The sequence below is a fragment of the Streptomyces sp. NPDC057445 genome (genome assembly GCF_042802855.1).
Taxonomy (GTDB): domain Bacteria; phylum Actinomycetota; class Actinomycetes; order Streptomycetales; family Streptomycetaceae; genus Streptomyces.
Map to the genome: position 1 here is coordinate 33,971 of NZ_JBHVDH010000012.1, position 21,495 is coordinate 55,465.

Annotated in this window: 14 protein-coding genes; 11 read left to right on the forward strand and 3 right to left on the reverse strand. The window is 71.8% G+C overall.

Annotation, left to right across the window (positions count from 1 at the left end):
• Nucleotides 1-139 precede the first annotated feature (139 nt).
• The 3 genes from ACFU5O_RS23795 to ACFU5O_RS23805 all read left to right on the forward strand — a co-directional run bounded on the left by ACFU5O_RS23795 (nt 140) and on the right by ACFU5O_RS23805 (nt 5,868).
• The gene (locus tag ACFU5O_RS23795) at nt 140-1,795 is read left to right on the forward strand and encodes a protein kinase (RefSeq protein ID WP_384243717.1); all 1,656 of its coding nucleotides are present in this window, start codon (nt 140-142) and stop codon (nt 1,793-1,795) included.
• Between the two features lie 282 nt (nt 1,796-2,077).
• Nucleotides 2,078-2,521 carry a hypothetical protein gene (locus ACFU5O_RS23800; RefSeq protein ID WP_384243718.1) on the forward strand — a complete coding sequence of 148 codons (444 nt, stop codon included), beginning with the start codon at nt 2,078-2,080 and terminating at the stop codon, nt 2,519-2,521.
• A gap of 5 nt (nt 2,522-2,526) precedes the next feature.
• Entirely contained in the window at nt 2,527-5,868 is a 3,342-nt protein-coding gene (locus tag ACFU5O_RS23805; protein ID WP_384243720.1) for a tetratricopeptide repeat protein, read from the forward strand.
• 196 nt (nt 5,869-6,064) lie between these two features.
• Here ACFU5O_RS23805 and ACFU5O_RS23810 read toward each other — a convergent pair whose 3' ends face one another.
• Nucleotides 6,065-6,487: a secondary thiamine-phosphate synthase enzyme YjbQ gene (locus ACFU5O_RS23810; protein WP_384243721.1), complete on the reverse strand. Its 423-nt coding sequence runs from the start codon at nt 6,485-6,487 to the stop codon at nt 6,065-6,067.
• A gap of 590 nt (nt 6,488-7,077) precedes the next feature.
• Here ACFU5O_RS23810 and ACFU5O_RS23815 point away from each other — a divergent pair.
• The 4 genes from ACFU5O_RS23815 to ACFU5O_RS23830 all read left to right on the forward strand — a co-directional run bounded on the left by ACFU5O_RS23815 (nt 7,078) and on the right by ACFU5O_RS23830 (nt 12,442).
• The gene (locus ACFU5O_RS23815) at nt 7,078-8,352 is read left to right on the forward strand and encodes an NAD(P)/FAD-dependent oxidoreductase (RefSeq protein ID WP_384243722.1); all 1,275 of its coding nucleotides are present in this window, start codon (nt 7,078-7,080) and stop codon (nt 8,350-8,352) included.
• Between the two features lie 20 nt (nt 8,353-8,372).
• On the forward strand, nt 8,373-9,713 hold the full coding sequence (locus ACFU5O_RS23820) for a 2-oxoadipate dioxygenase/decarboxylase family protein (protein WP_384243723.1): 1,341 nt from the start codon (nt 8,373-8,375) through the stop codon (nt 9,711-9,713).
• 17 nt (nt 9,714-9,730) lie between these two features.
• Nucleotides 9,731-11,266 carry an aldehyde dehydrogenase family protein gene (locus ACFU5O_RS23825; RefSeq protein WP_384243725.1) on the forward strand — a complete coding sequence of 512 codons (1,536 nt, stop codon included), beginning with the start codon at nt 9,731-9,733 and terminating at the stop codon, nt 11,264-11,266.
• A gap of 81 nt (nt 11,267-11,347) precedes the next feature.
• Nucleotides 11,348-12,442 carry an NAD(P)-binding domain-containing protein gene (locus tag ACFU5O_RS23830; RefSeq protein ID WP_384243726.1) on the forward strand — a complete coding sequence of 365 codons (1,095 nt, stop codon included), beginning with the start codon at nt 11,348-11,350 and terminating at the stop codon, nt 12,440-12,442.
• A 27-nt stretch (nt 12,443-12,469) separates the two neighbouring features.
• Here ACFU5O_RS23830 and ACFU5O_RS23835 read toward each other — a convergent pair whose 3' ends face one another.
• Complete coding sequence (locus tag ACFU5O_RS23835) at nt 12,470-14,308, reverse strand: ABC transporter ATP-binding protein (RefSeq protein WP_384243727.1); 1,839 nt, start codon at nt 14,306-14,308, stop codon at nt 12,470-12,472.
• Nucleotides 14,309-14,425: 117 nt separating this feature from the next.
• On the opposite strand from ACFU5O_RS23835, the gene ACFU5O_RS23840 reads away from it, so the two are divergent.
• Nucleotides 14,426-14,881 (forward strand): MarR family winged helix-turn-helix transcriptional regulator, encoded by a 456-nt coding sequence (locus tag ACFU5O_RS23840; RefSeq protein ID WP_384243729.1) that lies wholly within the window; start codon nt 14,426-14,428, stop codon nt 14,879-14,881.
• An 83-nt stretch (nt 14,882-14,964) separates the two neighbouring features.
• On the opposite strand, the gene ACFU5O_RS23845 is transcribed toward ACFU5O_RS23840, so the two are convergent.
• Entirely contained in the window at nt 14,965-16,578 is a 1,614-nt protein-coding gene (locus tag ACFU5O_RS23845; RefSeq protein WP_384243730.1) for a peptide-N4-asparagine amidase, read from the reverse strand.
• Between the two features lie 158 nt (nt 16,579-16,736).
• On the opposite strand from ACFU5O_RS23845, the gene ACFU5O_RS23850 reads away from it, so the two are divergent.
• The 3 genes from ACFU5O_RS23850 to ACFU5O_RS23860 are packed head-to-tail and all read left to right on the forward strand — an operon-like array spanning nt 16,737 to nt 21,437.
• Nucleotides 16,737-18,542, forward strand: a complete 1,806-nt coding sequence (locus ACFU5O_RS23850; protein ID WP_384243731.1) for an ABC transporter transmembrane domain-containing protein — start codon at nt 16,737-16,739, stop codon at nt 18,540-18,542.
• A complete protein-coding gene (locus tag ACFU5O_RS23855) occupies nt 18,539-20,320 on the forward strand; it encodes an ABC transporter ATP-binding protein (RefSeq protein WP_384243732.1) in 1,782 nt (593 codons plus the stop codon). The genes ACFU5O_RS23850 and ACFU5O_RS23855 overlap by 4 nt, the downstream gene beginning before the upstream one ends.
• The gene (locus ACFU5O_RS23860) at nt 20,313-21,437 is read left to right on the forward strand and encodes a hypothetical protein (protein ID WP_384243734.1); all 1,125 of its coding nucleotides are present in this window, start codon (nt 20,313-20,315) and stop codon (nt 21,435-21,437) included. Before ACFU5O_RS23855 ends, ACFU5O_RS23860 begins: the two co-directional genes overlap by 8 nt.
• The last annotated feature ends 58 nt before the right edge of the window (nt 21,438-21,495 follow it).

Below are 21,495 nucleotides of genomic sequence, written 5' to 3' on the forward strand. Positions count from 1 at the left end.
CACGGCGGGCTCTGCCGATGACTCCCCGGGGGCCCGCGTGGCTGCCGGGCGGCAGGGTCCACCACATTCGACATGACCGGCCCCGCACGGAGCCGGTGTCGCCGCGCCGGGGGGCGCGGCCGGGGGAGGTACGAGGGCGATGGACGTCGAGGAGAGCGGACGGACGCACGCGGGGGCGCCGGTCTCCGCCGTGGGGCAGGGCCGCTACATACTGCAGGCACCTCTCGGCGAGGGCGGCATGGCATCCGTGCATCGGGCCCACGACTCGGTGCTGGGCCGCACCGTCGCGGTGAAGACCCTCCATGCCGACCTTGCCCGTGATCCGTCGTTCCGCGAGCGCTTCCGCCGGGAGGCCCGGGCGGTCGCGGGACTCAGTCACGCCAATGTCGTGGCGGTCCACGACAGCGGCGAGGACGCGGGCGAAACGGGCGTCGTGCAGTACATCGTCATGGAGTACGTCCAAGGCCGCTCGCTGCGCGAACTGATCCGGTCCGGGTCGGCCGGGGAGGGTGCGCTCGCTCTCGACACGGCACTGACGACGACCGCCGCCGTCCTGGACGCGCTGGACTACAGCCACCGGTGTGGTCTCGTTCACCGGGACATCAAGCCCGCCAACGTGATGGTCACCGATGACGGCACCGTCAAGGTGATGGACTTCGGTATCGCTCGGGCCCTTCAGTCCGGCTCCACCGCGATGACCAGGACGGGCACCGTGCTGGGCACACCGCAGTACCTCTCCCCCGAACAGGCGCTGGGCAGACCCGCCGACGCCCGGTCGGACCTCTACTCGGTCGGCTGCATGCTCTTCGAACTGGCCACGGGGACGCTGCCGTTCGACGGCGAGTCCACGATGAGCGTGCTCTTCCAGCACGTACAGCAGCCGCCGCCGGTCCCGTCCTCGGTCAACGCGTCACTGCCCGCGGCCCTGGACGCGATCGTCGCCCGGGCCCTGAGCAAGGACCCGGGCGACCGTTATCCGAGCGCCCGGGCGATGGCGGACGACGTTCGCCGGATCGCCGCAGGTGAGGCACCTACTCGTGTGGCACCCCCGCGCGTGACCACCACCGTCGTGGCCGACACCGTCAGGGTGTCCTTTCCCCCGCCGGGCCGCGGCCCTTCCCGTACCTCACCGCCGACCGGTGCCCGCAGGGCCCGCGCACTGGCCCCGGTGGCCGTCACCGTGGGGGTGGTGGTGGGCATGGCGCTCGCGGCGGTCTACGGAGTGAGGGTCCTGTTCTCGGGCGCCTCCGGCCTCCTCCCGGGCAGCTCCTACACCCCTTACACCCCCGATCCCCGGGCCACCGGAGCACTCATGTTCTGCGACCCGGTCCCCGGCCTGGACGACGAGTTCAGCGCCCCGAGCTTCACCGGTATGTCACCGGCGGAGGCGAAGTCCTGCGCCGAGATCGCCGGGCTCGAGCTCGAGCAGAAGACCACCATGGGGAAGACGTACAACGAGGACACCGTTGTACGGCAGCAGCCGTTGGGCACGGTCAAGGCGGGCAGCACCATCACCGTATGGGTGTCGACGGGCGGCGATCCGCGGGCCGAGGGTGACCTCGCCGACTGCGAGGTGGAGGAGATCCACGGAAAGGTCTCCGCCCCCTGGCTCATGGGCAAGAGCCTTGCCAAGGCCCGCATCTGCGCGGACATCGCCCATCTGAAGGTGCAGCAGGCCGGGACCGTCGAGGACGGGCTCACGCCTGCCGGGCAGGTCGCGAAGCAGGAGCCCAGCTCCGAGCGGATCACGACAGGGGGCACCATCAAGGTCTGGCTCTCGTCCGGGGGGTCCTGACGGGGCGGCCCGCACCTGCGTGACGCGGCGTCTCACCCCAGAAAGCTCAGCCGTACCTGCCGGTCCGGGTTGTCCCTGTTCCGGTCCGCGAAACTCCGTCAGGGCAGCCCGACCCTGGCCGACGGGCTTGTCGAACGGCAGCATCTTCGTGACCGGTTCACGGTCGACCTCCACCACGGTCGGGATCATGATGTCGGGTTCTCCGGTTCGCCGTCGGAGGAGTCGGGAGTTCTCGTAGTGTCTCCCTCACCGTGAACGCGCAAGCACAGAGGGTGGTGTGGGGTGGATCCGATCTCGGTGTGGTTGCTCGCGGCGCTGGCGGGCGGCGCCGGCGGCGAGGCGGGCCGACAGGCGTGGGCGGGACTCAGTGCTCTGGTGCGGCGACCCTTCGTCCGCGGTGAAGGCGCGGCCGAGGGTTCAGAAACGGTCTCCGCTGAGGCAGAGTTGGCCGAGCTGGAGCGCGCCCCGGCCGATCCGGCCCGAGCACACGCGCTCAGCACGGCGCTCGCGGTCCGGGCCGCGCTGGAGGCTGACTTCCGCACGGGCCTGCAGCAGTGGCACGAACGGGCGAAGCTGGTGCGCACCGGTGACGGCGAGGTGCACAACACCATCAGCGGCGGCACCTTCAACGGGCCTGCGCTGCAGGGCAGGGACTTCTCCGGGATCTCCTTCGCCTCCCCGCCTCCGTCCCAGGCCGCCCCGGAGGCGGGCCCGTCACAGGGCTGACCGGCGTGGACGAGGCGCACGGCGAGGTGGACGGGCCGGTGTCGAACCGGATCAGCGACGCAACCTTCTTCCAGGCGGTGGTCCAGGGCCGGGACATCACCGTGCAGCTACCCCACACGATCACCCGCGCGCTGTCCGGTCTGCCCGACGGCTCTCCCGCCTTCACCGGCCGCGAGGAGCAGGTGGAGGAATTGCTCGAGGCCCTGGCACCCGGTCAGGGCCCGCAGGAGGCAGTACTGACGGCGGTGGCAGGACTGGCCGGAGTCGGTAAGACGGAGTTGGTCGTACAGACCGCCGCCCGGGCCCTGGAGCAACCCGGCTGGTTTCCCGGCGGCGTCCTGTTCGTCGACCTCTTCGGATACGACGCCGAACGCCTCGTATCCGCCGAACGCGCCCTGGACGGCCTGCTGCGCGCCCTGGGCATGCCCGCCGAGCACGTCCCCGCAGAGTTGCAGGACCGTAGCCGGCTCTACCGCAGCGTGCTGGCCACGTTCGCCGAACAGGGCCGACGGATCCTTGTCGTCATCGACAATGCCGCCACCGCCGACCAGGTACGCCCGCTGCTGCCCACCGACGGCGCCACCGCGACCTTGGTCACTTCCCGCCACACCCTGGATGTCGGCGCCCGCCTGCACGACCTGGACGTCCTGTCCTCCCCGGCCTCGGTCGAGCTGCTCCGTAGGGCCCTCCAGCACGCCCGCGGCACCACCGACACCCGCCTCGAGGACGCTCCCGAACACGCCGCGGACATAGCCGACCTGTGCGCGGGCCTGCCCCTCGCCCTGCGCATCGCCGCGGCCCTGCTCGCCGACAACCGCACCCGCTCGCCGTCGTCCTTCGCCGAAGCCCTGCGGGCGGAGCACACCCGGCTGAACCGGCTGCGCCGCGAGGACCGAGCCGTGCGCGCCGCTTTCGACCTGTCCTACCAGTGCCTCGAGGAGCAGCATGCCCGCCTGTTCCGCCTGCTGCCGCTGAACGCCGGCCCGGACGTCTCGACCGAATCCGCCGCGCACCTGGCCGAGCTCGACCCCTTCGAAGCCGAGGCACTCCTGGTGGATCTGTCCCGCGCCCACCTCGTCGAGGCCGGACACACATGGGGCCGCTGGCGACTGCACGACCTGGTCGGCCTGTACGCCGACGAGCAGGGACGCGCCCACGCCGAGGCCGACCGGCGCGATGCCGCCCTGCGGCGCCTCCTCGACCACTACGAGAAAGCCACTCGTGCCGCCGACAGTCACCTGAAGTCCCGGCCCGGAAGCCCGTCACCGCGTTTCTCCGATCGGCAGGACGCTTTGGCCTGGCTGGACGACGAACGCCTCAACCTGGTCGCCGCGACCATCGCCGCCCCGTCCCTCGGTCATCCCAGGGCCGGCATGGCACTCGCCTTCTCCCTGGCCGCGTTCCTCGACCACCGCCGCCAATTCGACGACTGGGTCACCGTGACCACCGGCGCGCTGGCCCTCACCCGGAAGCGCAGCGACCGTTGCTGCGAGGCCACGGCGTTGACCAACCTCGGCGCGGCGCTGCAGGGAGTGGGAAGGTTCGACCAGGCCATCGACGCGCTCATCCAGGCCGCCACCGTCTGCAGGGAACTCGACGACCGCGGCGGCGAGGCCGCGACGCTGAACAACCTCGGCACGGCCCTCAAAGGGGTGTACAGACTCGACGAGGCCGTCGACGCACTCACCCAGGCCGCCGCCCTCCACCGCGAACTCGGCGACCGCCACCGCGAGGCCGGCTCCCTGACGAACCTCGGCACGGCCCTGACCGACGTACAAAGGCTCGACGAAGCCATCGGCACCTACCACCGCGGCCTGGCCATCTGCAGAGAGGTCGACGACCGCCGCGGCGAGGCGGGGATCCTCAACAACCTCGGCACGGCCCTCAAAGAGGTGTACAGACTCGACGAGGCCGTCGACGCGCTCACCCAGGCCGCCGCCCTCCACCGCGAACTCGACGACCGCCACCGCGAGGCCGGCTCCCTGACGAACCTCGGCACGGCCCTGACCGACGTACAAAGGCTCGACGAAGCCATCAACGCGCTCACCCGGGCCGCCGCCCTCCACCACGAACTCGACGACCGCCACGGCGAAGGCACGGCGTTGACCAACCTCGGTCTGGCGCTGCGGCAGCTGCGGCGGTTCGAGGAAGCCGTCGACACCCACACCCGGGCCGCCGCCGCCTTCCGGGAACTCGGCGACCGCCGCCGCGAGGCCAGGTCGCTGGCCGACCTGGGTGCGGCCCTGACCGGCGTACGCAGGTTCGACGAGGCCATCGACGTCTGCACCCGGGCCGCCGCCATCCACCGCGAACTCGACGACCGCCATGGCGAGGCCACGGCGTTGAGCAACCTCGGCACCGCCTTCCAGAAAGTGCGCAGGTCCGAGGAGGCCATCGATGTGCTCGGCCGGGCCGCCGCCGCCTTCCGCGAGCTCGGCGACCACCACAATCAGGCAGCGACATCGGGCAACCTCGGCCTCGCGCTGCAAGAGGCGCACCGGTTCGAGGAAGCCGCCGACGCCCACACACGGGCCGCCGCCGCCTTCCGCGAGCTCGGCAACCGCTACGACGAGGGAATGGCGTTGAGCAATCTCGGCGAGGCACTGCGGGAACTCGGGCGGTTCGAGGACGCCGTCCACGCCCACAACCAGGCCTGGGCAATCTGTCAGGGCCTGCTCGAGCGCCACGGCGAGGCCGTCGCGTTGACCAACCTCGGCCTTGCTCTCCGGGACATGTGCAGGACCGACGAGGCCGTCGACGCGCTCACCCGGGCCGCCACCCTCCACCGTGACCTGCATGACCGCCATGGCGAAGCAGGCGCACTGACCAACCTCGGCCCGACCCTGCAGAAAGCACGCAGGTTCGACGAGGCCGTCGAGACGCTCATCGGGGCCGCCGCCCTCTACCGAGACCTGCACGACCGCCATGGCGAAGCTGCGGCGTTGACCAACCTCGGTCTGGCTCTGCGGCAGCTGCGGCGGTTCGAGGAAGCGATCGACGCGCTCACCCGGGCCGCGGCCTTCTTCCGGGAGCTCGACGACCACGAGCGCGAGGACCAGGCCTTGAACAACCTTGTCGACACCTGCGGGTCGGCGGGCGACCTGGGCCGGGCCATCCCGTTCTGCCGACGAATCGTCACCGTCCGGGTACGGGCGCTGGGCGAGGACCACCCCGGGACCCTGGTCTCCCGCAACAACCTGGCCGCAGCCTACGTTTCGGTGGGTGATTCGGGCCGGGCCGCGCCCCTGTTGGAGCGGACGCTCGCCGACTGCCTGCAGGTTCTGGGCGAGGACCACCCCTTGACCACGGCGATACGAGGCAACCTGGCCGCGGCGCACGACGGCTGATCACCCGTCGGACTCCGCGGCGCCCCACTCCTCTCAGGGCGTGCAGATCTTTGACTCGTCTTCTTGACCTTGGTTCGGGTCGAGGACGCCACAACGTCAGCCGGTGCCCGAAAGCGGGCGGAGGCGGCCCGGCCGACCCCGCTCCTTGCCCCGTTCGGTGCGGCCGGACTCGGCCCCTAGAGTCGAACCGGAGCTCCTAACCGAGAAAGCTCAGCCGTACCTGTCGGTCCGGATTGTCCCTGTTCGGGTCGACGAGGCAGACCGACTGCCAGGTGCCGAGCGCCAGCCGGCCCCCGATCACGGGCAGGGTGGCGTGCGGCGGCACAAGAGCAGGCAGGACGTGGTCGCGGCCATGGCCGGGAGTGCCGTGACGGTGCTGATAGCGGTCGTCGGCGGGGAGCAGGACGTGCAGCGTGGCCAGCAGGTCGTCGTCGCTGCCGGCGCCGGTCTCGATGAGCGCGATCCCGGCGGTGGCATGCGGTACGAACACATTGAGCAGGCCGTCCCGTCCCTCGGCCGTCTCCTCCAGGAACGTGCGGCACTCGTTCGTCAGATCGATCACGGCCTCGGTCGAGCCGGTGGTCACGTTCAGGACCCTGGTGGTGAATGCTTCGGGCATACGTCCATCCTCCCGCCCATTCCTCGGGCTCGCGCGTCCGCGTACCGGGACGGCATCGGCCGGCCCGCCGGACCCGCCGCCACGTTCTGCGCCGTGTTCGCGCACAGCCCGGCGCACCCCGCGTACGGCGGCCTGCTGCGACCGGCCTCCGCCGCGTACCGGAACGGTTGCTGACGCCTTCTCAGTGCATTTCCCCACCACACTCCCCCGTTCCCCGTTCCCCGGTGCACGCGCACGGGAAGCCGTTCCACCGCAGCTGGACGAGCCGTTCACGGGCGCCCGACGCGCTCACGCGGGCCGGGCGGCGCAGTTGGCCGCCGAACCGTGGCAGCGGCGGATGTGCGGTGCTCCTGGTCCCGTATGCCGTGGTCGAGACGCTGCCGTGTGCCGCCCGGACCCTCGGCCCCCGGGCGGCGTGTCGCAACCGGCGGACGGTGCCCGGCGGACCCCTCCCGGGTCCTCGTTCACGCCATGAGCCCCCGGGTGGCACGCCGTGGGGCCGAGGCACGGCGATAGCCCGTATGTGCGCCGTGGACCGGTTCCCGGGACCGTCCATGGACGGAGGAGCCGGGGGCGTCCACCATGGCCTCATGGCTCACGACGCTGCTCGTACGCCCCCGGCGCAACCGCGCCCGGATCCGTCCGCGTGTGTTCCCGCGTCCTTGTCCCATGCCCTCTCCCCCGCCCTGGACGCGCCGCGACCTTCGCCGCTTCCGGCCGCGGCCCAGGTCGTGATCGTCGGCGGTGGTGTGATCGGGGCGAGCATCGCGTTCCATCTGGCCGAGGCGGGCGTGCGCGACGTACTGCTGCTGGAGCGCCACACGGCCGCATCCGGATCGTCGGGCAAGCCGATCGGAGGCGTACGCGCCCAGTTCTCCGACCCTCTCAACATCCGCCTCGGGCAGCGCAGCCTGCGCGCATGGCGCGAGTTCGCCGAGCGGCCCGGCGCGGACGTGGGGCTGAAGAGCGCCGGCTACCTGTTCCTCCTCGGCAGTGACGAAGCCGTGGCCGCCTTCCGTGAAGCCGCGGCGCTGCAGCGGGAGCTGGGCGTGGACAGCCGGATCATCAGCCCGGGCGAGGCACATCGGCTGTGCCCGTACATCGGCCCGTGGTCCGGGATCGTGGCCGCCGCGTACTCCCCCGACGACGGATACGCCCTGCCGAAGGCCGCGGTTCTCGGCTATCTGCGAGCGGCCCGCGACCTCGGTGCGGTCGTACGCACGCACTGCACGGTCACCGGCATCGACACCGAGGGCGGCACCCTGCGGGCGGTGCACACCACCTCCGGCACGGTCCGCACCGGCACGGTCGTCTGCGCGGCGGGCGCGTGGTCGGGCGGGATCGGCGCCATGGCGGGCGTACCGCTCCCGGTCACCCCGCTGCGCCGGCAGATCGCCCTCACCGGCCCGCTCACCCCGCATCCGCCGCGCATCCCCTTCACGCTGGACTTCGAATCGACGCTGTACTTCCACAACGACGATGCGGGCGGCCTGGTCCTCGGGCTGTCCGACACTCGCCAGGAGCCTGGCTTCGGCCGGGACTTCAGCGAGGAGTGGCTGGAGCCGTTCCGGGAGGCCGCCGCACGGCGCGCCCCCGCGCTGGCCGGGCTGAAGCCGGCGGGCGGCTGGGCGGGGCTGTACGAGATGACACCGGACCGCAACGCCCTCATCGGCGAGTCCACCGGCGTGTCGCGCTTCCTCTACGCCACCGGCTTCTCGGGACACGGCTTCCTCCAGGCACCCGCGGTGGGCGAGATCGTGCGCGATCTGTGGCTGGGGAGAGAGCCGTTCCTCGACGTCGGCCCCCTGGCGGCGTCGCGTTTCCACGGCGCCTGGGCCGCCCGCCCCGAAGCCCACATCATCTGACCGGCGTCCAGGAGGTTCGTATGGTTCCCGTCGTCCCCACATGGCAGCTGCGTGCGGCGTTCGCCCGTCGCCTCTCCGCGATGTACGGGACGGAGGTTCCCGCGTACACCACACTCGTCGACGTCGCGGGGCAGGTGAACGACACGGTGCTGCGGGAGGGCGGCGCGAGCGCCGAGCGGCTCGGCGGCATCGAGCGGATCACGGCGGAGCGGCACGGTGCGATCCGGGTGGGCACGCCCGCCGAACTTCGTCAGGCGGCACAGATCTTCGCCGCGCTCGGCATGGAGCCGGTCGGTTTCTACGACCTCCGGGACACCGCGGCGACTGCCGTGCCCGTGGTCTCGACCGCCTTCCGGCCGGTCCTTCCCGACGAGCTGGACCGCAATCCGTTCCGGGTCTTCACCTCGATGCTGACTCCCGCGGACCGCCGCTTCTTCGACGCGGATCTGGGGAAGCGGCTGGAGGCGTTCCTGGAGCACCGCGAGCTGTTTCCGCCGGAGCTGCTGGACCTTGCGGCGCGGGCCGAGTCGGAGGCCGGCCTGCCGCAGGAACAGGCCGAGCGGTTCCTCACGCTCGCGGTCGCCTCCTTCGAGCTGTCCCCGGAGCCGGTCGACCGTGCCTGGTACGCGGAGCTGGAGAAGGTCTCCGCGGTCGCCGCCGACATCGGCGGCGTGACCAGCACCCACATCAACCACCTCACTCCGCGCGTGCTCGACATCGACGAGTTGTACCGGCGCATGGAGGACCGCGGCATCACGATGATCGACCGGATCCAGGGGCCCCCGCGATGGCACGGTCCGGACGTGCTGCTGCGTCAGACGTCGTTCCGGGCACTGGCGGAACCGCGGAGGTTCCGGGAGACCGACGGCAGCATCAGCACCGGCTCGCTGCGGGTGCGCTTCGGAGAGGTCGAGGCGCGCGGGATCGCACTCAGCCGCGAGGGGCGGGCGCTCTACGACCGGCTCGTGGACGCCCCGGCCGAGGAGTGGGCCGCGCACTTTCCGCACAGCGAGCGTCAACTCGCCGTGGAAGGCCTCGGGTTCTTCACCTTCGAGGCCGTCCCGGGCAGGCCACGGGACGGGCGGCGTCCGCCGGGCGATCTCGCGGGCCTTCTGGACGGCGGCTGGCTCACCGCCCGACCCGTCGTCTACGAGGACTTCCTGCCGCGTTCGGCGGCCGGGATCTTCCAGTCGAACCTCACCGATCCGGGTGCCCGGGACGCCGCGCGGTCGGGCGCCCACTACGACCAGGACCGGATCTCCGAGGCGGTCGGACGGACGGTGCACGACCCCTTCGACCTCTACGCCGCGCAGCAGGACGACTCACTGGCCCGGGCCCGAGGTGCCCTTGACGAAGCATGAACCGAGGAGAGGGACGCATGACCACCACCGCACTGCCCGACACCGACGCCCTGCGCGCGCGAGCCGAGGAGGCCCTGCGCCGCTGCGGCGCACAGCTGCCGACCGGCGGAGGCGAAGGCGTCAGCGCCCGTACGCCGCTGACCGGCGGCACGCTCTTCACCCTGCGCGCCACCGACGCCGAAGGCGCGGACGCGGCGATCACGGCGGCGGACGCCGCCTTCCGGGAGTGGCGCACGGTTCCGGCGCCGCGCCGGGGTGCGCTGGTCAGGCGCCTCGGCGAACTGCTCACGGCGCACAAGGAGGATCTGGCCGAGCTGGTCACCGTCGAGGCCGGGAAGATCCACTCCGAGGCGCTCGGCGAAGTGCAGGAGATGATCGACATCTGCGAGTTCGCGGTCGGTCTCTCCCGGCAGCTGTACGGGCGCACGATGGCCTCCGAACGCCCCGGTCACCGGCTTTCCGAGAGCTGGCATCCGCTCGGCGTCGTCGGCGTGATCTCCGCCTTCAACTTCCCGGTCGCGGTCTGGTCGTGGAACACGGCGATCGCTCTCGTCTGCGGTGACACCGTGGTGTGGAAGCCCTCGGAGCTGACCCCGCTCACCGCCCTGGCCTGCGACGCGCTGCTCGGACGCGCGGCTGCGGACACCGGGGCGCCGGCCGGCGTGCACCAGCTGCTGCTCGGCGACCGGGAGTGCGGCGGGCGGCTGGTCGACGACCGACGGGTGGCACTGGTCAGCGCCACGGGATCCGTACGGATGGGGCGCGAGGTGGGTCCGCGCGTGGCCGCCCGCTTCGGCCGCTGCCTGCTGGAGCTGGGTGGCAACAACGCGGCCGTGGTCACCCCGTCCGCCGACCTCGCTCTCGCGGTGCGCGGCGTCGTCTTCTCTGCGGCGGGCACGGCCGGCCAGCGCTGCACCACCCTGCGCCGCCTCATCGTCCAGGAGGACATCGCCGACGAACTGGTGGAGAAGATCGTCCACGCGTACGGCCGGCTGTCGGTCGGCGATCCCTTCCGCGCGGACACACTGGTGGGGCCGCTGATCTCGACGTCGGCCCACGAAGCGATGGCCAAAGCGCTGGAGGCCGCTCAGGCGGACGGCGGGAAGGTGCTGACGGGCGGCGAACGGCAGTTGCGGGACGAGGCTCCGGAGGCGGCGTACGTTCGCCCGGCGGTGGTCCGGATGCCCGCGCAGACGGCGGTCGTGCGCGAGGAGACCTTCGCGCCGATCCTGTACGTGCTCACCTACCGGACGCTGGACGAGGCGATCGAGCTGCACAACGGTGTCCCGCAGGGACTGTCCTCGTCGATCTTCACGCGGGACCAGCGAGAGGCGGAGCGCTTCCTGGCCGCGGACGGCTCCGACTGCGGGATCGCCAACGTCAACATCGGCACCTCGGGCGCGGAGATCGGCGGCGCTTTCGGCGGCGAGAAGGAGACCGGCGACGGCCGTGAATCCGGGTCGGACGCGTGGCGTGCGTATATGCGCCGGGCGACGAACACGGTGAACTACTCCGACGATCTGCCGCTCGCGCAGGGTGTGAACTTCCTCTGAGCCCCGCACCCCGCTCCCCGCTCGGAGCCGGGCCCGCGAACCGTAGGGAAGATCCTCGGCACCCCCGCAGTTGGTGGAAGCGTGAACAACTTTGGGGCACGAGCCGCGGACGTGGTTGTCATCGGCGCCGGACAGGCAGGACTGTCCGGCGCCTACCATCTGCGGCGTGCGGGACTGCGTCCGGACGTGGACTTCGTGGTCCTGGACCACTCCCCGCTGCCCGGCGGTGCCTGGCAGTTCCGCTGGCCGTCGCTGACGTACGGCAAGGTCCACGGGATGCACGCGCTCCCGGGTATGGAGCTGACCGGCGCCGACGAGCGCCGTCCGTCCTCGGAGGTCATCGGCGAGTACTTCACGCGGTACGAGCACGCCTTCGATCTCCGGGTGCACCGGCCCGTGGATGTACGCGCGGTGCGTGAGGGCGACGGCGGCCGACTGCTGGTGGAGACGGACGAGGGCGCCTATGCGGCGCGGGCCCTCATCAACGCCACCGGGACCTGGGACCGGCCCTTCTGGCCCCGCTATCCCGGTCAGGAGTCGTTCCTGGGGCGCCAGCTGCACACGGCGCAGTACCCGGGACCGGGAGCCTTCGCCGGCCGGCGGGTGGTCGTGGTCGGCGGAGGGTCCTCGGGGACCCAGCATCTGATGGAGATCGCGGGGGTCGCCGCGGAGACCACCTGGGTCACGCGCCGCCCGCCGGTCTTCCGGGAAGGTCCTTTCGGCGAGGAACAGGGCCGGGCGGCCGTCGCCATGGTCGAGGAGCGGGTACGGCAGGGGCTGCCTCCGCTGAGCGTGGTGTCGGTGACCGGGTTGCCGCTCAACGATGCGATACGGCGTGCCCGCGCCTCCGGTGTCCTTGACCGGCTGCCAATGTTCGACCGGATCACCCCCACCGGCGTGGCCTGGGACGACGGCCGCACGGTCGAGGCGGACGTCATCCTCTGGGCCACGGGATTCCGCGCCGCGATCGACCATCTCGCCCCCCTCAGGCTCCGCGGGCCGGGCGGCGGTATCGCGCTGGACGGCACGCGCGCGGTACGGGACGAGCGCATCCACCTCGTCGGCTACGGCCCGTCGGCCTCGACGATCGGCGCCAACCGGGCGGGCCGCGCCGCGGTCCAGGAGATCAAGCAGCTCCTGGACCGCGAACCGGGACTCGTCGAAGCGGCTCTGTGAGAGCCCACCGGACGGGGCGCGAACGGATCAGGCCGTGACCGTGACCGCCGGTTGCGCATCACGCCGGACCAGCTCGGCATAGCGGCCGTCCCGGTCCAGCAGATCCTCGTGGCTTCCGCGTTCCGCGATCCGTCCCGCGTCCAGCACGACGATCTCGTCCGCCTCCCGCACCGTCGAGAGCCGGTGGGCGATCGTGATGGTGGTGCGGCCTGCCGAGAGGGCGTCGATCGCCTGCTGCACGGCGTGCTCGGTGCGGGTGTCGAGGGCGCTCGTCGCCTCGTCGAGAATGAGCACCGGCGGATCGCGCAGGATGGTCCGGGCGATCGCGAGGCGCTGCTTCTCACCGCCCGAGAAGCGGTACCCGCGCTCTCCGACGAGGGTGTCGTAGCCGTCGGGCAGGGACGCGATGTGGTCGTGGATCTGAGCCGCCCGCGCGGCCGCCTCCATCTCCCCGTCCGTGGCGTCGGGCTTGGCGAAGCGCAGGTTGTCGGCGACGGAGGCATGGAAGAGATACGTCTCCTGGGAGACGACGCCCACGGCACGTGACAGCGTCTCGAAGTCCAGGTCGCGCACGTCGGCGCCGTCGAGCGTGACCCGGCCGCCCGTCACGTCGTACAGCCGCGGCACGAGATAGCTGAGCGTGGACTTGCCGGATCCTGTCGGCCCGACGACGGCCAGGCTGCCGCCGGCCGGGACCGTGAGGTCGATTCCGTCGAGCGTCGGCAGCCCGCCCTTCCCGTCGTAGGCGAAATCGACGGACTCGAACCGCACCTCGCCACGGATCTTGTCCAGCCGGACCGGTTTCTCCGGCTCGGTGATGTCCACCGGCAGATCCAGATACTCGAAGATCCTCTGGAACAGCGCGAGCGAGGTCTGGATCTGCACTCCGGTGGAGAGCAGGCTCACGGCCGGGCGGAACAGACCCTGCTGGAGCGATACGAAGGCGACGAGCGTACCGATGGATATGACCGGACCGCCGCCCTGGAGGGTCAGTCCCGCCGCCCAGTAGAGGAGCGCGGGCATGGCGGCCATGACGATGCCGATGGTGGACATCCGCCAGCGGCCGGCCATGCTGGAGCGGACCTCGAGATCGACGAGCTGCTCGGACTCCTCCGCGAACGCGCGCGTGAGCGAGTCGGCCCTGCCCATGGTGCGGCCGAGCAGGATTCCACTGACCGACAGGGATTCGGTGACCGTGGCGGCCATCGTGGCCATCTGCTTCTGCCGCTGCGTCGTGATCTTCTTGCGCTCCCGGCCGACCCGGCGGCTGATCCAGACGAACACCGGCAGCAGGACCAGCGAGACGGCGGTGAGCCGCCAGTCGAGGGCGAGCATCGCGACGACGGTGGCGACGACGGCCGTGAGATTGGAGACCAGGGAGGTCGCGGTGGAGGTGACCGTCGCCTGCATTCCGCCGATGTCGTTGGCGATGCGCGACTGGACCTCTCCGGTGCGGGTCCTGGTGAAGAAGGCGAGCGGCATGCGCTGCAGCTGGGCGTAGACGCCCGTGCGCAGATCGTGCATGACGCGCTGGCCGACCGTGGTCGAGATCAGGGTCTGCAGCACGCCGAAGACGCTCGTGATCACGGCGGTGAGGATCATGCCGAGGGCGAGCAGCGAGAGCAGACCGGTGCGGCCCTGCGGGATCGCGGTGTCCAGGATCTCGCGGAGCAGGAACGGCGAGGCCACGCCGACCAGCGACGAGGCACCGACGAGCATCCCGACGACGGCGAGTCTGCCCCGGTAGGGGCGGAAGAGCCGGAGGATGCGCCGGACCTGCGCGGACTGCTGCTCCGGGAGCGGCGGTCGCGTGGGGTCGAGCGGGCGGTCGGGGGGTGTCCAGGACGGACCGTCTTGAGGGCGCATGGGCTCCTTCCGATGCAGACGGTTCACAGGCGGGGCAAGGGATCACAGCGGAACTTGAGGAGCATAGCTCATTGTTACCTATGTTCACAATGAACTGTGTCCTGATATTGTTCCCGCATGACCACCCCCGTCTCCACCCCCGATGCGGACGGCCTGCTGGCCGAGCAGCTGCTGCGACTGACCCGCCGGCTCCACCGCATCCAGAAGCGACACCTGGAGCCGGTCGGCATCACGCCCGCGCAGTCCCGCCTGCTCCGCGTCGTCGCCCACTACGACGGGCCGCCGCGGATGGCCGATGTCGCCGACCGGCTGGAGGTCGTGCCGCGGGCCGTGACCACGCTGGTCGACGGACTCGAGGCGAGCGGCAGGGTCCGTCGCGTCCAGGATCCGACCAACCGCCGGGTGGTGCGAGTCGAGCTCACCGAGAGCGGCCTCGCCACGCTCCGCCAACTGCGCAGCGCTCGGCGGGCGGCCGCGGAGGACATCCTGGCTCCGCTGACCGCCGATCAGCGCGAGGCGCTCGGCGGACTGCTGTCCGCGCTGGTGGACGGGGGCCCGGCGCCCGCTTGCTAGTGCTGTGGGAGTGCCCGCGGAGTCCGGCCCGGCGCGCGACGTCCCGCGCACCGGCATTCGACCGTTCGGGCGCCGCGCCCCGCTCAGCAGCGCCTCCGGTCCTCGGTCACGACGCCCTGCACCGTTATCAGCATCCGGTCGTGGCATCCGCCCGGCGCGTCGGAGCCGTACAGCCGGAAGCGCTCCGACGTCGTACCAACCGCGTGGCGCTGATCGCGCGGCACATTCGCGGTGTAGGTCGCGTCTCCCGTGTACGAGTCGTCGAGACGGGTCCGGGCGACACGCTTCCCGGCGCGCAGCACCACGGTGTCGGCCCTGTCCCCCAGCGTGAGCACGGTCCGCAGCCGGTCGCCCGCGCCCAGGGTGGTCTCACCGTCCATCGTGTAGGTGCGGCGGGTCCGCGTGGTGCTCCGGCCCGCGGTCACGGTCTCGTCGTCGGTCCAGCGGGCCCGCAGGGCGTCGGGATTCTCGCCCTCGCCCCAGCGGTGCACGGAGGTGTTGGTGAGTGAGCGCGTCACGGTGGTCCCGATCCGCCCGTGCGAGGTGTCGACGTATCCGGCGACGGTGAGCCGGTGGCTGCCCCCGGTGTCCAGCCTGTGCGGCGAACCCGGCGTGTGCCGCGACGAGTTGACCAGGGGTGATTCCTCGTGGCGGGTCAGCGCGCCGGTGACGACGGCGCGGCCCTCGTCCTGCCAGATCAGAACATTGGCCGGGGTGCTCCAGCCCGTCCGTCCGGCGGGCACCCCCGCGACGGACGCCTCGATCCGGTGCGGACGGCCGTCGTTGAGCAGGGCCGCGAAGGGGGTGAGGTCGTACTGGACGGGCTTCACGTCGAGCGCGCGGGGCCCCGGAATCACGTACCACAGGAAGGGATTGGACCAGCCGCCGGTCCAGACGGTCGGGAACGGCGCGGCGATTCCCGCGAGTTGTCCGTCGACCCTGATCCGCACCTCGCGGTAGGGCCCCTCGGCCGCCTCGCAGGAGTACGGGGCCGGGTCGGGGACGGTGAGGTACCAGTACTCCTCACAGCCGCCGCCGGAGCCGGTGGCGTACACCTCGGCGAGGATCCGTTCCGCGTTGCGCGGGGTGGTGAGAGCCGTCGTGGTGTCGAGCGGGAGCACGCGGTCCGGGACGGCGGCGGACCGACTGCCGGGGCCGTCGGCGACGTGGAAACTGAGGGTTGCTCTGACGTCGATGACACCGGTATAGGTGTCGTCGACGACGTTGCCGATGAGCATTTCGACGGGCTGGGGGCGGCGCAGGGTATCGGTGTACCGGGTGACGTCCTTCTCCACGGACCAGGTGATCCCCTCGGGCGACGGCTGCGGGGTGGAGGTACGCAGGACCTCGACCCCGCCGATGGTGAGATGGCCCAGGCGGTCGTACTGGCGGCCCTTGACCTTGCCGTCGAGGCGGAGCACCACCTTGCTCCACCTGCTGCCGCAGCCTTCCGGTGGTGCGTAACTCCCCTTGTAGGGCGTGAAGTCACGGAACTGTGCCTCGGCGACGGTGATGTCGCAGGACTTCGTCGCGGGGCGGGTGACGGGCGGCGCGGCGGTGACCGGGTCGTGCCAGTCGCTGCCGAACTCCGCCGGCGGCGCTCCCGGCGTGTCCGCCGCCGCGGGGCCCGCCCCGGACAGCGATCCGGCGGCGAGCACCAGCCCGGCGAGCACGGACATGATCTGCAGTCGTCTCATGCGTCGGGAGTGAAGCGGGAGGGGGATGCCGACGCCAGGGGGAGCTCCCGGATCATGGCGGGTTCTGTGCCGTGCGACACGAAAATCGGTTGCCCCCGACGACTGCGGAGAGCGAACCTTGCACGTCCGAGCCGCAATTCCGAACGATCTGGGACGACATGCAGATTCGCGATCTTCCGTACCCCGATCCCGGTGTGCCGGACGTCCGGTCGGGATTCAGGTTCCTCGTCTGGCTCGGTCGCAAGCAGCTCGGCGGCCAGCTCGCCTCACTGGCCTGGGGCATGCTGCACTTCGTCGCCGTCATGGCCCTGCCCTACGGCGTCGGCCTCGCCGTACAGGCGGTCGTGGACCGTTCGGGCACCCGGCTCGCGCTGGCGGGCGGGCTGATCGCCGCCGCCGCCGTCGCGATCGCTCTCGGTGACACGATGCTGCACCGCACGGCCGTCACCAACTGGATCACCGCCGCTGCCAGGACCCAGCAGTTGCTCGCCCGCAGGACCGCCGAGCTGGGCTCCGCACTGACCCGGCGGGTCGCCGCCGGTGAGGTCGTCGCGGTCTCCACCGGCGATGTCGAGAAGATCGGCTGGTTCGTCGAAGCGGTCTCACGCTTCCTCGCGGCCGCGCTCACGATCGTCGTGGTCGTCGTGTCGCTCCTGTTCTACGAGCCCGCGCTCGGCGTCCTGGTCGCCGTCGGGGTGCCGGTGCTGGCGCTCGGTGTACTGCCTCTGCTCCCCCGGGCGACGCGGCTCGCCGACACCCAGCGCGAGAAGGCGGGCAGGGCCACCGAGCTGGCCTCCGACACGGTCGCCGGTCTGCGGGTGCTGCGCGGCATCGGCGGGGAGGAGCTCTTCCTCGAGCGCTACCGGCGCGCCTCCCAGGAGGTGCGGCGGGCGGCGGTCCGCAGCGCCCGTATGTGGTCGCTCATCTCGGCGCTGCAGGTGCTGCTGCCCGGCCTGCTGCTCATCTCGGTCGTCTGGTACGGCATCGGCCTTGTCGGCGACGGGCGGATCGGGATCGGTGAACTGGTCACCGTCTACAGCGCGGTGGTGCTGCTGGCCTATCCCCTGCGGCACTTCGAAGAGATCGCCATGGCCTACTCCTTCTCGCGCCCGTCGGCACGCCGCGCGGCGCGGGTGCTGTCGCTCGAGCGCCCTTCGGGAGGCTCCGGGGACGCGAGCGGCACCGTGGCGACGGGTGATCTGTACGACCCGGCCAGCGGTCTGCTCGCCCCGGCGGGTGCACTGACCGCCGTCGTGTGCGGCGATCCGGACGCGGCGGGACGGCTGGCCGAGCGCCTCGGCGGGCATGCCGCGGAGCCCGAGGGGCTGCCGTCGGTGCTGCTCGGCGGGGTCGCGCTCGAGGAGCAGTCGCGCGACACGGCCCGCGCCGCCGTGCTGGTGCAGGACAAGGACCCGGTGCTGCTCTCGGGGAGTCTGACCGAGCTCCTCGATGTGCCCGCGTCCGGTGCGGTGACCGCCACGGAGGCGCTCGCCGCCGCCGAGTGCGGGGATGTGCTGGTGGCCCTGGCACAGGCCGCTCCGGAGGGCGACCCGATGTCCGCGCCCATCACCGAGCGCGGCCGTTCGCTCTCGGGCGGGCAGCGGCAACGGCTCGCCCTGGCCCGGTCACTGGTGGCCGATCCCGGGGTGCTGGTGCTCGACGAGCCGACATCGGCCGTCGACTCCCACACGGAGGCGCGGATCGCGGAGGGACTGCGGGCGCTGCGGACGGGGCGCACCACGGTCGTCCTGACGTCCTCGCCGCTGCTGCTCGACCGTGCCGACCGGGTGGTGTTCGTCCACGAGGGGTCGGTCACAGCGGTCGGGACGCACCGCGAGCTGCTGCGCCGGGAACCGCGGTACCGGGCGGTCGTGACCCGCGAGACGGAGGCGGAACAGCTCGCCCTGGACAAGGGCCTGGGCGAGGCCGCCATCGAAGCGATCGACATCGAGGAGACGGCATGATCGGCGTCGCGCCGCCGCGGTACGACCCGGCGGCCCCCAGGACGGCGACCACCCTGCCGGTGGGCTCGCCCGCGACGGTCCGCGCCTATGTGCGCGAGCTGCTGCGGCGGCACCGCCGTGCGTTCGTGCTGCTGATCGCCGTCAACACGGTCGCGGTCGTGGCCTCGATGGCAGGTCCGTGGCTGCTCGGCTCGCTGGTGGAGCGGACGGCGGACGGGGCGCGCGAGCTCCATCTGGGGCGCACCGTCGCCCTGTTCGCGACAGCGCTGGTCGTCCAGGCCGTGTTCGTCCGCCTGGTGCGCCTGCGTGGCGCCATGCTCGGCGAGCGGATGCTGGCGGATCTGCGCGAGGACTTTCTCGTACGGTCGGTCGGGCTGCCGCCCGGTGTTCTGGAGCGGGCCGGAACGGGTGATCTGCTGTCACGGATCACCACGGACATCGACCGGCTGGCGAACGCGATGCGCGAGGCGGTGCCGCAGCTGACGATCGGCGTGTTCTGGATCGTGCTGCTGCTCGGCGGGCTGACGGTGACCGCGCCGCCGCTGGCACCGGCGGTGCTGGTTGCGGTGCCGCTGCTGGTCCTCGGCTGCCACTGGTACTTCAAGCGGGCGCCGTCGGCGTACCGTTCGGAGGCAGCGGGATACGCGGCGGTTGCCGCGGTGCTCGCCGAGACGGTCGACGCGGGACGGACGGTGGAGGCGCACCGGCTCGGCCCGCGCCGGATCGCCCTCTCCGACCGTCGGATCAGCGAGTGGACGGCGTGGGAGCGGTACACCCTGTGGCTGCGGTCCGTGCTCTTCCCGGTCATCAGCTTCACGCATGCGACCGTTCTCGGGTCGGTGCTGATGATCGGCGGGGTGTTCGTCCTCCAGGGCTGGATCGGGATCGGACAGCTGACCACGGGCGCGCTGATCGCGCAGATGATGGTCGACCCGGTGAACCTGATTCTGCGCTGGTACGACGAGCTCCAGGTGGCCCAGGTGTCATTGGGCCGGCTGGTGGGCGTCCGGGAGATCGAGCCGGACGCGGGTGACGTGCAGGTGCGTCCACGGGGGCGCGCGGTCCGTGCGGACGAGGTGCGTTTCGGGTACCGCGAGGGCGTCGATGTGCTGCACCGGGTCTCCATGGACGTACCGCCGGGCACCCGGCTGGCGCTGGTGGGTCCGTCCGGCGCGGGCAAGTCGACGCTGGGCAGGCTGCTCGCGGGCATCTACGCGCCCCGGACCGGCCGGGTCACGCTCGGTGCCGCCGAGCTCTCCCGGATGCCGGCCGAGCGGGTGCGCGAGCATGTGGCGCTGGTGAACCAGGAGCACCATGTCTTCGTCGGCTCGCTGCGGGACAATCTGCTGCTCGCGCGTGCGGGCGCGCAGGACGCCGAGCTGTGGGCGGCGCTGGGCGCGGTGGACGCGGACGGCTGGGCACGGGCGCTGGACGACGGCATCGACACCGAGGTCGGCTCCGGCGGCCTCTCGCTGACCCCGGCGCAGGCCCAGCAGATCGCCCTGGCCCGGCTGGTCCTCGCGGACCCGCACACCCTGGTGCTCGACGAGGCGACTTCCCTGCTGGACCCGCGTGCGGCACGGCAGCTGGAGCGCTCGCTGGCCCGGGTCCTCGACGGCCGTACGGTCGTGGCGATCGCCCACCGGCTGCACACCGCGCACGACGCGGACGTGATCGCGGTCGTCGAGAACGGCAGGATCAGTGAACTGGGCAGCCATGCCGATCTGGTGGCTGCGGACGGGGCGTATGCGGCGCTGTGGAGGTCGTGGCATGGGTAGCGCGGACGAAGAGGCGACGGTCGCGGACACGACGGCACGGGACATCGAGGTAAGGCTCCTCACCAGGACCAGGGCATCGGTGGGGATCATCCGTCCCCTGCACGACGGTCGCATCCTGCTGCAACGGCTGCCCGTCACGCCCGAAGGCCCGTGGACGCTCGAGGTCCATGAGCGGGAGAGCCTCCTTCGGGGCGAGGTCTTCCTCGTGGGGCGTTCCGAGCCCCTGTCGTCGCTGACGCTGACGTACCCGTCGGCGGAGCCGGTGCCGGACGGCGGCTTCGTGGCCACGGACGGGGTCACCGTGTGGTCCGTGGCCGCCGACGGGAGCAGGCGCTGGCAGCTGGCGGACGACGTCCGCCCCGCGGCAGCCGAGTGGTTCCGGGTACGGGGGACGCCGGCGGTGAGCCCGGACGGTTCGCTCGTCGCCGTGGTGGTGTCCATGCCCGTCACCGAGCCGGCGACGTCCGCCCCCGCGGCCTCCCACCAGGACCCGGGTTCCTCGTCCGATGTCCTGCTGCTCCTGGACGCGATGTCCGGTGAGGTGCTCCAGCGGCGGAAGGTGGCCGTCGAGTCGGTCGACAGTGAGCTGATGTGGCACCCCGAGGGCGCCCTGCTCGCCGTGTCCTCCTGGGGCCTGTGGCGCAGCTGGACCACTCACTGGTTCGAGGCACGGCGCGAGGCGCTCCACCGGCTCGGGGGCACCAGGATGGGTGAGATCGCGGGGTTCGTCCCCGGGTCCTCGCGGCTGCTCACGGTCAGACGCTCCGAGGGGCTGGCCGAGGACGACGAGGTCAACGAGATCGCGTGCCACGAGACCCTGACCTCCGAGTGCCTCGCCCGTGTCGACCACGGGCATCTGCTGGTCGTCCCGGGCGTGGGGGACTACTCCGATCTGTACGCCCTGGACTCCACGCACGTGATCCTGGAGAGCAGCCGCCTCCTCGACGACGGACGCAACTGGGAGAGCATCCACTGGCTGTGCGACGCGGACACGCTGAGGCCTCTGGGCCGCCTGCGGTATCCGGGCGGCCCGGTCCCCACGCGGGTGAGGCCGCTCGGGGACGGTACCTGGCTCACCCGGCAGGGCTCGCGGGTGCACCACTGGGCGTTGTCGTGACCGGACGAACCGGGGCGGGCGCTCGTGGCGCCGCCCGCCCCGGCAGCGGCAGAGCCCG